Genomic DNA, 13063 nt, shown 5'->3' with positions numbered 1-13063 from the left:
ATTTTTGAGGAGCTCTATACAGTTGCATTAAATAGTGATGTACAATAAATATACCCTTAAATATTCATATCTGTTGAAACAATTCGTACACAAATCATTTCGATACTAATGGTTAATGCGTTTAATTTCAACCTTGAATTTGTATAAGACTATCCATGAACCTTATTGAACCCAATCAAATGAATCAGAAAATTGATCTCGAAATACAATCCGAACAGCGTTCCAAAAGCATTATGCTAGCATTACGCAAAATCATGCAGGAAATGGATTTTCATTCCAGACGATTGAATAAATGTTATGGTTTAACCGTACCGCAAATCATCTGTTTGTATGAAATTTATGAAAATGGAATTATGACTCTCTCTACTCTTTCTAAAAAAGTCTACTTATCAATGAGCACTTTGGTGGGAGTAATCGATAGGATGGAAGAAAAAGGATTGATTCATCGTACTCGAGACAGTAAAGACCGTCGTATCATTTATATTGATATTACTGAAAAGGGAAAAGATTTTGTTCATGCCTCCCCCTATCTGCTCCATAATAGACTAAGTGAAAACCTTCGTTCTTTAGATGAACAGGAGCAAATAACCCTCGCCAATTCGATTAACTTATTAGTTAATTTATTAAAATGATCTAATCAATAAGATTTTGGATCTTCTATCCTTAAACTAAGTCGATTAATTTATAAAATTAGAGATTTTCTAATGAAAATCCGTTCAAGAACATGATAGATAGGCTCAAATGGAGGGGAACCATTCAAGCCAAAGTATGCGAGGTGAACTGCTATGAGTTATCCACCTTTTTCTATTGGACTGATATTTGTTCCATCTAATATCACTACTTCTTTATTGGACTAAGCACCTTTCCATAGGTTTCGCTGGTATTATACTTCGTTTGTCGCATATGTCAACTTTAAGTTTCCAATAGAAACTTTTAGTTTCGTTTTTTATGTTCTTTTGCATGTTTTGTTTCTATTGATTATAATTTATTTACTCATAAATTGGGACTTAATACCATGGAAAAAGTTAACCTGGCAAAACAGTTCGCGGATCGTCTGCGTGATGCCATGATCGCCGCAGGATTTAATTCGCAACGCTCTACTTCGGGCGTGTGCATTCATAAGTTAGCGGAAATAACAGGCTATTCTTTACAAATATGCCGTAAATATCTTCGCGGTGAAGCGATTCCTGATCCCGTTAAATTGGTAGAAATCGCGTCGAAACTCCATATTTCGCCAGGATGGTTGTTATTTGGCGACTCCCATAATGCCCCGGGGATATTCCAAGAAAAAGTATCCATTAGTAAAAACTTGCTTCATTATATTTTCGCCAAAGCGTCCTGTCTTTATACGGATATGCTTCCCGAACAAGAGATCGCCAATTTTTTAATTGAATTAATTCATGATGTGAGTCTGATCCATGCAGATGAAGAACAGTCTAAAAAAATTATTGATTTAGCCTTAGCTTCGCTGAAACATTTTAGCCATTCGCATGGAACCTAATCCGTTGACTTGTTGAGATAGTCCCCCTTTTAAACAAAAGGGCATGACGTTGTAACTTGGATAAGAAATTAAAATGCTCAAAAAGACAATAATGGTTTAATCTAGTTTAATTAAACCATTATTGGTCATTCCAATTTAGTCAAAGCCCATCAATTCTCAAACCTTACAATAACACCGCTTCTATTTACTGATTGCCACCGCTAGTATCTTTAGGAGCAGGGGTTTCTATTACCGGCTTTTCAACCTTGGGCGCTTCAATTTTTGGCGCCTGAACTGTTGGAGCGGTAACGTTTACATTTTCTCCAGTTCCAGTAGGCGAGGTTTCTGTTTTTGCAAAAATAAAATACAAACCGATAAATACGATAATCACAATTGCAATTACTGCAACAACTGCGACAAGGTTATTTGTAGAATTTTGATCGCTCATGATAATGTCCTTATAATATGTTTGATATTCGATACCTACAGGTCAATTAAATCTTTCTAAATAAAAAATTGGTACTTTTATTTTAGAATTTTTTCCATCCATTTTCTGTGGTCATCGAAATTAAACCCCCTCTAAATTGTAAGTTATTATGCCAAAATAGCAAATAAACAACCTACAACGTGAATTTTTCCATTACTAAGAGAATAACAAATCGAAGTTTGCTATCTTCTGGCTTTAATGCAAACAAGAACTCCGTCCCATGTATTTCACCGTTTGGCCGAATAGTGGTATCATTGCATTTTAAAAACACACAGAGTTTATATGTTACTCCACTGTCTTTTCATCATTGGTATTTGTGTTGAAGCAATCACAGGTGCATTAGCGGCCGGTCGTAAAAAAATGGATTTTTTTGGTGTTATGTTGATTGCAAGTATTGCTGCATTGGGTGGTGGTACAGTAAGAGATGCGCTCTTCAATACTTATCCCCTAACTTGGGTTGTCCATCCAGAATATTTGCTGTACACATCAATATGTGCATTTCTGACTATATTTATTGCCCATTCATTAATTCGAATTATGAAAATATTTTTAATTCTTGACGCATTGGGACTATCTACTTTTGTGATTATCGGTACTCAAAAAGCACTCAATCATGGTTTATCACCCAGCATTGCTATTATTAGTGGCATGGTCACAGGGATCTGTGGAGGTATGTTACGAGATATTCTTTGCAACGATATCCCTTTAGTGTTAAGAAAAGAACTTTATGCAGTTATTGCTTTAGCTGGAGCTGTACTGTTTACGACCCTTAATTATTTTAATATCTCCGAAAATCTCAATGTGATTATTACACTCATTAGTATTTTCACTGCACGATTATTAGCCATTTTTTTCCATATTCAAATACCAATATTTGACTATTCGGAAAGTATAAAAAAGCGAAAATGAAAATCTTAATCATCAGCGTTGGCCGGGTGAAACAAGCGGATCTGGAAATATCTTTGGGAAAGCCCGGGTTTCGCTCCGCTTCACCCAGGCTAACAAGTTCTATTACACTTCTTTAACTGTAATAATGCTTACTTCTTCATCAGGTACATCGGCGTGTCCCATACGTTGCCCAGTTTTTACTTTCGCAATCGCATCAACAACATCCATTCCTTCCACTACCTCACCAAATACACAATATCCATAGCCTTGCATATGATCGCCGCTGTAGTTCAAAAATGCATTATCAGCTACATTGATAAAAAATTGCGCGGTTGCAGAATGAGGGTCCATAGTTCTTGCCATAGCAATAGATCCGCGTTTATTTGGCTTCGCATTTTTCGCTTCATTTTTTATTGGCTCGCGAGTTGATTTTTGTTTCATCTCTGAATCAAGCCCACCACCTTGAATCATAAACCCTGCAATAACACGATGAAAAATTGTATTATCGTAAAAACCACTGCGCACATAATTAAGAAAATTTTCAGCCGTAGCCGGAGTATTTTCTGTATCTAACTGTAGATGAATATCACCTTTAGATGTGCTAATTACAACCATTAATATCTCCTGTCATTTTTAAATTAATTGATGATCTTTAATATATGTAAAAAAGAATGTTTTTTTACCGGATATTATTCGTTACATGACATAAATGCATAAGTGCTTTTAATTCCCACTTTCATTAATTATTAACTCACGCATTTTATCACAAACATCATGCATTACATGAACATTATGAATACTTGCCAAAGCTGTAAATAAATTCGTCTTTTGTTTTGTTAACTGATGCAAATAAGAACGAGAGTAATTACGACAAGTGTAACACATACACTGTGCCATGATTGGCGACATATCATCTGCAAAACAAGACTTTTTTATTTGAATTCGTTCATTCTCATGCTCGCTAGCAAAGCGTAACCAATTGCCATCTCGAATCAATTCACCGCAATATAAAGATCCATGGCGAGCGTTCCGTGTTGGTGCAACACAATCGAACATATCAATTCCTTCTGCGACCACATCCAAAAGGTCTTGTGGGGACATTCCAACCCCCATGGTATATCGTGGTTTATTTTCTGGTAAATAATCATGTACCCAACGAATAACTTCCACAGTAGTTTTCATATCGAAACCAATAGTTTCACCGCCAATGGCAATTCCTTCGGTATTCATGGAAGAGATAAAATCCGCACTTTCACGGCGTAAATCTTTAAAAGTTCCTCCTTGAATTATGCCGAAAAGCGCTTGCTCATAGCCATATCGGGAAGTCGGATATTGTTGATGATAATTGATGGATTGCTTTAACCAACGATGTGTACGGGACATGATATGACTGACTTCATCTTTAGTGCAACTATCCGGCGTGCACTGATCAAAGGCCATGATAATATCTGCACCAATAATTTTTTGAGTTTCTAAAGACATCTCCGGAGTCATATGAATTAAACGCCGAGTCCCCGGTAATTGGAAATGTGCACCTTCCTCGTCAATCGTACAAATTTTTTTATTCTTGGATAAACTAAAAACTTGAAAGCCCCCACTATCCGTTAACATCGGTCCATGCCATCCCATAAAAGGATGCATCCCGCCTGCTTTTTCAATGACCTCCATACCTGGAGCACACAGCATATGATAGGTATTGCCCCCTAAAATGATTTGACTGTGGGCTTCATGCAATTCAGCAGGGGTCATATTATTTACACCCGCACGCGTACCAACCGGCATAAAAACTGGGGTAATAAATTCACCGTGAGCCGTAGTAATACGAGTCACTCGCGCTTGAGTTGAGGAGTGTTTATGTAACACTTCGCAAGAAAAGGTTTTCATCGGTTAGAAATAATTCAAAATGCCGATAATAGCTAAGTCAAACTCAGATTACCAGCATTAGCGATGTTAATAATTAAGCAATTTATGTTATCATTCGCAAAATCTATGGAAGCATGGTCCTATTCATCCACAATTCTAAAAAGGATATATGTTTATGCCCAGTTCAAATTCTAGTTTATTCATGATCGATATAGAAGGTACGGAACTTTCAGACATTGAACGGGAAATCATAAAACATCCATTAGTAGGTTCCGTAATTCTCTTCACCCGCAACTTTTCAAGTCCACAACAATTGAACTCTTTGATTGATGAAATCCGTGCAATCAATTCTAATATTTTTATAACTACCGATCATGAAGGTGGCTTTGTGCAACGCTTTTTGCGTCAGGGATTTCGTGCATTGCCCGCTCCTCGCGTTTATGGTGATATCTACGATCAGAATCCAGAAGTAGGGATCAAACTGGCAAGACAATATGGCGAAATTATGGCCAAAGACCTATTAAATTGCGGTGTAGATTTAAGCCTTGCTCCAGTTCTTGATGTTCATGATAAAAGCCTTATTATCGCACGTTTGGATCGGGCTTTTCACCCTAATCCTGATGTAATAGCCTCTTTGGCTGGTGCTTTTATTGATGGAATGAATGCAGCAGGAATGCCAGCCGTGGCCAAACATTTTCCCGGGCACGGCTCGGTAAGTGGCGACTCACATAGTACGATGCCCGTTTCTCTTGCCTCCTTGGATGAGTTAAAAACCAAAGATTTAAAACCGTTTATCGAGCTAATTAACAAGGGGCTTCTCAGTGCGATCATGCCCGCGCATGTTACCTATAAAGCAATTGATGCCAATAAGCCTGCTGGCTTTTCAACAGTTTGGTTGCAGGAAATTTTACGCCATGAATTGGAATTTACAGGGTTGATTTTAAGCGATTGTTTGAGCATGACTGGCGCAGATATTGGCAATTTAATGACTCGAACAGGGGAAGCTCTTAACGCAGGTTGTGATATGTTGATCATCTGCCACCAGCCACGACACATATTGCTGGAATTATTGAACAAAATCAGTTTAATCCAATCTCCCGAGTCACTAGCCCGTATTGTCCACTTTAAAAATCAGATGCTTCGCTTCGCACATCCGGAAAAATATAAATCCAGTTCTTATTTAGCTACTTTGGGAACTGAATGCGAAGTGGCTAGTAGTAGCCAAAATCGGCAGTTCAATACTTCAAAAACTATTTAGGTATACATAGTCTGAAAAAAGAGGAATCCAAGATTCCGGAATGGATAAACGACTTAACCCTAATCTCTGCTTCCTTCACTACGCTCAATATTCGTGAAGCGCACTTCGTCGAGTCTGCCAAAACAAGAAACATCCCATTAACGCCATGAATAGAAAGTATAAAGCACACCAGCCTGGCATAGAGATTCCCAACATCCTCCAATTCAACTCAGCACAATCCCCACTACCCCAAAACAAAGCTTTCACTACAGTTTGCCAGGGAAAATAACGGATCAAAACATCAAGACCAGGCATACAGGCCGGTGCTTCTCCCGCAGGTAAAGATTGTAACCATAATTGACGTAAAGCAAAAAATAATCCGGCACACGAAATTATGATTTGCAACAGACTAATAATGTGCGCCTTTTTTAAAGTTCGAAAGCTTAATCCCATAACTGCCAACAACAAAAAAACACAAATGCGTTGCATGATACATAAGGGACAAGGAATAAGACCAACCACGTATTGAAAGTAAAACGAAGCAAATAATACAAACACAGTCAGGATTGCATTAAAAGTTTGAATTTTTTTATACGTAGGTTTTCTCATGATTTGGGCAACATATAGGATATAGCAGCCTTAAGATCCTCATCACTGCATTTGATACACGTTCCTTTTGTAGGCATAGCATTTAAACCTTTTATTGAAGAAGCAAGTAAATCATTTAATTCTTTTTGGGCTAATCGCGGTTTCCAATCCTGTTCGTTTCTGAATTTTGGGGCTCCCGCTAGACCGTCTCGATGGCAAACAATACAAAATTGCTGGTATGTTTCTTGTCCAAGCTCTTTGGTCTCTACCGTACTCATTGCTCTATTATCGGTCTGAGCTTGACCTTGTACAGTAACTTTCCCCACAGGTTGAATTCTTAATTGAATTTCTCGTTGCTGCGCTTCATCACTTGCATACAATACAAATGAACAACAAAACAATGACATTAAAAACTGCAACCTCATGCCCATACACCTCATGATCATAATTTAGAATGATACCTAGAAGTGAATTTTTTTTCCAGCGGGATTAAAACCAAATAAAAGGATTTTCTATCCAGGACACCCTCTTCAAATTATAATGGATCATTAAAAAAACTAAGGAGCGAAAAATGGTCCAAGCAATTCCTGAGGGTTTTCATACTGTAACACCCTCTTTAACTTTTAAAGATTGTGCGAAAGCAATTGAATTTTATAAACAAGCATTTCACGCTAAAGCGTTGCAAATTTTCCCATCTTTAGATGAAAAAGGCATTATGCATGCTCAGATTCAAATTGGTAACTCAATTATTATGATGGGTGATGAAATGGAAGGAGAACATTGTTCCAAAAGTGCGGAAACTCTTGGGAAATCACCAATCACACTTTTTATATATGTTTCTGATGTAGACACGTTCTTTCAACAAGCGGTTGCTGCTGGAGGTCAAATAATAATGCCGGTAGCTGACATGTTTTGGGGCGATCGTGCCGGTTTCATTAAAGATCCTTTCGGATACTCATGGATGATTGCCACGCACATCAAGGATCAAACAGTTGAAGAAAGCAGAAAAAATGCAGCAGAAGCATTCGCTTCTATGGCAAAAAAATAAGCTATAAGGATTCAAAATGTCAGACTTCCCCATACAAGATTCTATTTTGCTTATTGCCGATCCTAAAATAATTGCCATTCCGGTGATCGAAAATCACGATCCGATGATTGATGTAATCAATCATGCTGAAATCAGCTATGGGCCGTCTCCAGAAATAGCAAATAATACGGATTACACAAAAATGCGAAAAACGGTTTATGAAAAATTAAACCAAGCTCAATCCTTGTTGCCTAAAGGATTACGTTTTTGCTTGTATGAAAGTTATCGAAGTCTGGCATTACAAAAATTCCTTTTTGAAACACGCTATGAAAAAGTTAAAAATAAACATTCCGACTGGTCATCAGAAGAGATTTTTACTGAAACAACCCGATTGGTCTCTCCGGTTATCAACTTAGATGGTTCATCAAATATCCCGCCTCATTCGACAGGCGCTGCAATTGATGTTTATTTAATCAATGAACAAGGAGAGGCAATTGATATGGGAATTCATCCTAAAGATTGGATGGAAGATTTAGATGGCTCCCTGTCATTCACGGTCTCAGAAGTTATTTCTCACGAAGCAAAACAAAATCGCCAAATCATGAGTCATGTCTTAGAAACTGTAGGCTTCGTAAATTATGGTTACGAATATTGGCATTGGTCATATGGAGATCGATATTGGGCCTATTATAAACAAAAGTCTCATGCGCTTTACGATACTTATAAATAATCTGTCGTTTTACCTAAACTTCGAGCAAATAAGCTCACCTAGAAACCTACAAGTTAATCGACAACCCTTTGAGAATTAGGGTATATTTCAAGAGTATCAAGTTACGGATGCATTACAACAAGGAAGGGATATGACAAATACAAATGAACTATACACTCCTGGTGCTTTAAGGCGAAATTGGGGGTTGCTGTTAGGGTTAGGGATATTACTTGTTTTTCTAGGTTGTATTGGCTTGAGCATGGTCATTGGCTTAACCTTAGTAAGCATGTATTTTTTTGCTGTCTTATTAATTATTTCCGCAATCTCCCATTTTATTGATATTTTCAAACATCGGGACTGGAGTGGTATTCTCTGGCAAACCATAATTGCAGTGTTATACCTAATCGGTGCGGGTGTAGTTCTGTATGATCCTTTTTTAGCATCTACATTGATTACTGCGCTATTAGCTGGGGTTTTAATTGTTATTGGCCTCACACGAATAATTCTAGCCTTTTCTCTAAAAAACGACAAAGGGTGGGGTTGGTTATTATTTGCGGGAATTATTACCATTATTCTTGGTGTTTTAATCATCATGCAATGGCCAATTAGTGGCTTATGGGTTATTGGGATGTTTCTTGCTATTGATATGATTGTGAATGGATGGACTTACATTTTTATCGCTCTTTCTGTGCGTGCATCTACGTAATGAACATAGTATGATACGGCATGCTCTCCAAAATGCCGTATCGTATGTATTCAAGAACCTTACGTATAGCAACCCGTCAAAGCCCTTTGGCTTTGTGGCAAGCCAATCATGTCCGGAATTTATTGTTAAATAAATGGCCGAATTTACAGATTGATTTATTACCTATGAACACCTCTGGAGATAAGTTTCTCAAGGACAAACTTCTCGCTGTTGGCGGCAAGGGTTTATTTGTCAAAGAGCTCGAAGAAGCATTGCTGGATAAAAGAGCTGACTTTGCTGTTCATTCTTCAAAAGATATGCCTGCAGAGTTTCCTGAAGGTCTCGGATTAGCGGCAATCTGCAAAAGGGATAATCCATTTGATGTCTTTGTCAGTTATCAACATACCGATTTACAGACCTTGCCCGCACACTCAATTGTTGGAACATCAAGTCTTAGAAGACAATCTCAATTATTGGCATACAGACCAGATTTGAGTGTCAAGTCCTTACGAGGAAATATCAATACTCGTCTTGAGAAGCTCAAATCAGGGGAGTATGACGCGATTATTCTTGCTGCTGCGGGTCTTGAACGTATGGGATTTATGGATTCTATACAGGAACAACTATCAGCTGAAATCATGCTTCCTGCTTGTGGCCAAGGTGCTTTAGCTATTGAGTGTAGGGCTGACGATCATGAAATGCATGCGCTAATTACCGAACTTAATGATCCCGTATCAGCTATTTGTGTGCATACGGAGCGAAAAGTTAATGCCTTATTGGGCGGTAATTGTCATGTCCCTTTGGCTGTTTTTTGTGTACCAATAGAGAACAACCAACTTTCTTTGCAAGCAAAAGTTCTGAGCCTTGATGGCTCACAAATGATTAAGAGCGTGCAAATTGGGCCATTGGAACAGGCAACACGCTTGGCTGAACTTTGCGCCCAATCGTTACTGGCGCAAGGAGCGGCAAACCTTCTTGCATCAGTACCAAAATGAGTAACTCACTTCACGGTTTGCGCATTTTAAATACCCGTCCACACGATCAGGCGCAGGAACTGAGTCGGAGTATTCGCGAAGCGGGAGGAATTGTAGTCGAACTCCCAACTTTAGAGATTAAAGCGACAGACAATAATTGGCTCCAGCTATTGCCGGATTTAAAGAAAGTGGATCAAGCGATTTTCATTAGCGCCAATGCGGTTCATTACTGTTTTACTCAATTAAGCAGACAACATATTAAATGGCCCTCATCAGCCCATGTCATTGCAATCGGTCAAGGTAGTGCAGCGGCACTTCAAAAATTTGGTATAAAAGTCCACGCAATTCCCAATATTCCTAACAGCGAACATTTATTAGCATTAAAAACATTACAACAACCAGCCAATCAAAACGTGCTACTATTTAAAGGTGAAGGAGGCAGGCCACTTATCGAGGAGCAACTAATAAAACGGGAAGCGAACCTTGTTATTCTAAAAGTATATCAAAGGGTTATCCCGCAAATTAGCCCGAAATTGATCGAGTCTATATGGCGCAATGATTTAGTGGACATTATACTGTTAACAAGCGAACAGTCTCTGCATAACCTTTTTAAAATGTTTGAACAAGAGGCCCAGGAATGGCTCCGTAATAAAAAATGGCTTTTAATCAGCGAGCGCCTGGCTCAAGTTGCTTCATCGATGAGTATAAAAAATATTAAGGTTTGTAACCCTAATCATATAATGACTGCATTGTCTGATTACGTAAACAAGGATTAACTTATGGCCAGCAATGAAGAACAAGTACAAAAAGTAAAAAAAACACTCAATACTTCGCACAATGAAAAGACGAAACCTATAAATAATTCACCATTATGTAAAAATCAATCCCTGATACCCATCTTAGCTTTTATAGTTGCATTAGGCTCGCTAGGAGTTGCTGCTTATACTCTTTTTGAGAACAACCAGTTGGAAACGCAACTAAGTAAAACGCAAAATAATTTCTCCACACAGCTCCAACAATTAGAGCAAAGCCAAGTCCAAGCCCAGGAATTAACGAATACAAGAGAAAATAAGACTGAAGAAATACAAACACAGTGGCAAGCCAAATTTGAAAATTTAAGCAAACAAATACAAAATGCACTGCAACAAAAATTTTATCAAAATCAGGATTGGCTTCTCCTTAAGGCACGTTATTATCTTGAATTAGCACAAATTAATTCCCATTGGAGCAACGAAATTGATGCAACTGTTGCATTGTTGGAGCAATCCGATCAGCTCTTAAAACAACTCAACGACCCCAAAATTTTGAATATAAGACAAGCGATAGCAAAAGAAATAGCACAAATTCAAGCCCTTCCCACAGTTGATATTGCTGGACTGCTTAGTCAACTGGATGCAGCACAAAACAGCATCGATGATCTGAGTATTCCGTTACCGATGAAAGGAAATACTCATTCATCAGAAAATAGCCCACCTACAGCAAATGATTCGTCTACCTGGAAAGGGCGATTACAAGGGAGTTTGAATGCATTGGAAAAGCTTGTGGTAATTCGACGACATGAGCAAGGGATTGAACCTTTGATTTCTCCTTTATTTGAAGCATTACTTAAAGAAAAGCTCCGCCTTAATCTTCAAGAAGCGCAATGGGCTGTTCTTAATAACGAGCCGTCGGTTTACCAACTGGTTCTCAAACAAGCGATTAGTAGTCTTAAAATGAATTTTAATGAAAAGACGCCAAACACTGCTGCTTTAATCAAAAAACTAACGGAGTTACAACAAAAGAATGTAACTCAAAAAAGACCAGCCATGGGATCTGCACTCCCGATGCTCAATGAATTGCTTCAATCAAAAAAAACTCCGGAAACTCAATCTTTAAATGACGGACAAGGAGGAAATCAATAATGATGCGTATTCTCTTTGCTTTCTTGATTTTACTAGGTTCCGTGGCTTTAGGAATTCAACTCAATAAAGACCCAGGCTATGTATTAATTGCGATCAACCAATGGACCATTGAAACTACAGTCTGGGTAGCTGTTTTTGGCATCATTCTTTTATTCCTTGTTATGTATCTTATTTTGCGCCTATGTCAGAAAATTTCACACACGCCAAGTACATTAGCTCAATGGCATTCAAAAAGACTGACTCAAAAAGCACAAGCAATTACCCGAAAAGGATTAATTGAGTACAGTGAAGGATATTGGTTAAAAGCCAAAAATCATTTGATTCAAGCATTACCGAATACGGATACACCTTTACTTAATTATTTAACTGCTGCACGGGCCGCCCAAAAAATGGGGGACAATCAATTACGCGATGATTATCTACGTGAGGCGCAACATTCCATGCCTGAGGCTAAAATTGCCGTGGAGTTAACTCAAGCCGAATTACAACTTGCAAATCATCAATGGGAGCAAGCGCTTGCAACACTCCAGCACTTACATGATATAGCTCCACGTCATCCTTATGTTTTAAAGCTTATAATGCAACTTTATCAAGAGGTAAAAGACTGGCCACAACTCATTCAAATTTTGCCGGACTTAAAAAAATATCAGGTTATTAATCCGCAAGAATTTGAATTATTACAGTGTAATGCTTATTTGCAACGTCTTATTGATCTTGTAAAACAAAATCAATCTGAGGCGGTGAAGGCTTTCTTCCATTCATTACCCAAAGCTTTAGCGAACGAACCGAATATTATCGCAGAATATATCCGTTTCTTATTAAAAAAAGCAGATTACACTAATGCAAATGACCTATTACGTCGTGCACTGCGCAAAGACCTTAATCCGCAATTGATTGGACTCTATAGTCTCTTACCAATCGATGAAAAACAATTGGCTTTTGCTGAAGGATTACTGAAAAAAAATGCCCATTCAGCGGCCCTTTATTTATGTTTAGGTCAAATATGCATGAAACGAAAATTGTGGGGAAAAGCCAAATATTATCTTGAACGATCTAACGAAATAGAACCTACTGCTTTAGCCTATGAAACTCAAGGACAGTTGCATGAAAAACTGGGCGAAGAAGCACTTGCTTGTAGGAGTTATAAACAGGGTTTAACGTTAGTAACAACAAAAATTTAACCTATATTTGGGACTAGTTAGGCCATCATCAAGAAAAGAAGGT

General features: G+C 38.1%; 16 protein-coding genes. 11 read left to right on the top strand and 5 right to left on the bottom strand.

Annotation, left to right across the window (positions count from 1 at the left end; genetic code table 11):
• The first annotated feature begins 155 nt into the window (after nucleotides 1-155).
• Together HBNCFIEN_RS01455 and HBNCFIEN_RS01450 are read left to right on the top strand one after the other, a co-directional pair.
• A complete protein-coding gene (locus tag HBNCFIEN_RS01455) occupies nucleotides 156-632 on the top strand; it encodes a MarR family winged helix-turn-helix transcriptional regulator (protein ID WP_182392385.1) in 477 nt (158 codons plus the stop codon).
• Nucleotides 633-1015: 383 nt separating this feature from the next.
• A complete protein-coding gene (locus tag HBNCFIEN_RS01450; RefSeq protein ID WP_182392384.1) occupies nucleotides 1016-1501 on the top strand; it encodes a helix-turn-helix domain-containing protein in 486 nt (161 codons plus the stop codon).
• 184 nt (nucleotides 1502-1685) lie between these two features.
• Here the strand turns inward: HBNCFIEN_RS01450 and HBNCFIEN_RS01445 are convergent, their stop codons facing one another.
• Complete coding sequence (locus tag HBNCFIEN_RS01445; protein ID WP_182392383.1) at nucleotides 1686-1928, bottom strand: hypothetical protein; 243 nt, start codon at nucleotides 1926-1928, stop codon at nucleotides 1686-1688.
• 321 nt (nucleotides 1929-2249) lie between these two features.
• Between HBNCFIEN_RS01445 and HBNCFIEN_RS01440 the strand changes: the two genes are divergently transcribed.
• A complete protein-coding gene (locus tag HBNCFIEN_RS01440; RefSeq protein ID WP_182392382.1) occupies nucleotides 2250-2876 on the top strand; it encodes a trimeric intracellular cation channel family protein in 627 nt (208 codons plus the stop codon).
• A gap of 102 nt (nucleotides 2877-2978) precedes the next feature.
• Here HBNCFIEN_RS01440 and HBNCFIEN_RS01435 read toward each other — a convergent pair whose 3' ends face one another.
• Together HBNCFIEN_RS01435 and tgt are read right to left on the bottom strand one after the other, a co-directional pair.
• Nucleotides 2979-3470 (bottom strand): peptidylprolyl isomerase, encoded by a 492-nt coding sequence (locus HBNCFIEN_RS01435; protein WP_182392381.1) that lies wholly within the window; start codon nucleotides 3468-3470, stop codon nucleotides 2979-2981.
• Nucleotides 3471-3578: 108 nt separating this feature from the next.
• Nucleotides 3579-4739 (bottom strand): tRNA guanosine(34) transglycosylase Tgt, encoded by a 1161-nt coding sequence (tgt, locus tag HBNCFIEN_RS01430; protein WP_182392380.1) that lies wholly within the window; start codon nucleotides 4737-4739, stop codon nucleotides 3579-3581.
• Nucleotides 4740-4893: 154 nt separating this feature from the next.
• Between tgt and nagZ the strand changes: the two genes are divergently transcribed.
• Complete coding sequence (gene nagZ, locus HBNCFIEN_RS01425; RefSeq protein WP_182392379.1) at nucleotides 4894-5976, top strand: beta-N-acetylhexosaminidase; 1083 nt, start codon at nucleotides 4894-4896, stop codon at nucleotides 5974-5976.
• A gap of 84 nt (nucleotides 5977-6060) precedes the next feature.
• Here the strand turns inward: nagZ and HBNCFIEN_RS01420 are convergent, their stop codons facing one another.
• Both HBNCFIEN_RS01420 and HBNCFIEN_RS01415 read right to left on the bottom strand, forming a co-directional pair.
• Nucleotides 6061-6564: a disulfide bond formation protein B gene (locus HBNCFIEN_RS01420; protein WP_182392378.1), complete on the bottom strand. Its 504-nt coding sequence runs from the start codon at nucleotides 6562-6564 to the stop codon at nucleotides 6061-6063.
• Complete coding sequence (locus HBNCFIEN_RS01415; RefSeq protein ID WP_182392377.1) at nucleotides 6561-6968, bottom strand: cytochrome c5 family protein; 408 nt, start codon at nucleotides 6966-6968, stop codon at nucleotides 6561-6563. The genes HBNCFIEN_RS01420 and HBNCFIEN_RS01415 overlap by 4 nt, the downstream gene beginning before the upstream one ends.
• Nucleotides 6969-7114: 146 nt before the next feature.
• Here HBNCFIEN_RS01415 and HBNCFIEN_RS01410 point away from each other — a divergent pair, with 146 nt between their 5' ends.
• From HBNCFIEN_RS01410 to HBNCFIEN_RS01380, 7 genes are all read left to right on the top strand, one after another.
• Nucleotides 7115-7591, top strand: a complete 477-nt coding sequence (locus HBNCFIEN_RS01410) for a VOC family protein (RefSeq protein ID WP_182392376.1) — start codon at nucleotides 7115-7117, stop codon at nucleotides 7589-7591.
• A 16-nt stretch (nucleotides 7592-7607) separates the two neighbouring features.
• Nucleotides 7608-8300, top strand: a complete 693-nt coding sequence (locus tag HBNCFIEN_RS01405; RefSeq protein WP_182392375.1) for a M15 family metallopeptidase — start codon at nucleotides 7608-7610, stop codon at nucleotides 8298-8300.
• Nucleotides 8301-8430: 130 nt separating this feature from the next.
• Nucleotides 8431-8985: an HdeD family acid-resistance protein gene (locus HBNCFIEN_RS01400; RefSeq protein ID WP_182392374.1), complete on the top strand. Its 555-nt coding sequence runs from the start codon at nucleotides 8431-8433 to the stop codon at nucleotides 8983-8985.
• Nucleotides 8986-9029: 44 nt separating this feature from the next.
• Complete coding sequence (hemC, locus tag HBNCFIEN_RS01395) at nucleotides 9030-9959, top strand: hydroxymethylbilane synthase (RefSeq protein ID WP_182393579.1); 930 nt, start codon at nucleotides 9030-9032, stop codon at nucleotides 9957-9959.
• Nucleotides 9956-10714 carry a uroporphyrinogen-III synthase gene (locus HBNCFIEN_RS01390; protein WP_182392373.1) on the top strand — a complete coding sequence of 253 codons (759 nt, stop codon included), beginning with the start codon at nucleotides 9956-9958 and terminating at the stop codon, nucleotides 10712-10714. The genes hemC and HBNCFIEN_RS01390 overlap by 4 nt, the downstream gene beginning before the upstream one ends.
• A gap of 3 nt (nucleotides 10715-10717) precedes the next feature.
• Nucleotides 10718-11839, top strand: a complete 1122-nt coding sequence (locus tag HBNCFIEN_RS01385) for a uroporphyrinogen-III C-methyltransferase (protein ID WP_182392372.1) — start codon at nucleotides 10718-10720, stop codon at nucleotides 11837-11839.
• On the top strand, nucleotides 11839-13020 hold the full coding sequence (locus HBNCFIEN_RS01380) for a heme biosynthesis HemY N-terminal domain-containing protein (RefSeq protein WP_182392371.1): 1182 nt from the start codon (nucleotides 11839-11841) through the stop codon (nucleotides 13018-13020). The genes HBNCFIEN_RS01385 and HBNCFIEN_RS01380 overlap by 1 nt, the downstream gene beginning before the upstream one ends.
• The last annotated feature ends 43 nt before the right edge of the window (nucleotides 13021-13063 follow it).

Source organism: Legionella sp. PC997, from assembly GCF_014109825.1.
Taxonomy (GTDB): domain Bacteria; phylum Pseudomonadota; class Gammaproteobacteria; order Legionellales; family Legionellaceae; genus Legionella.
This window is presented reverse-complemented; position numbering and strand designations above follow the sequence as displayed.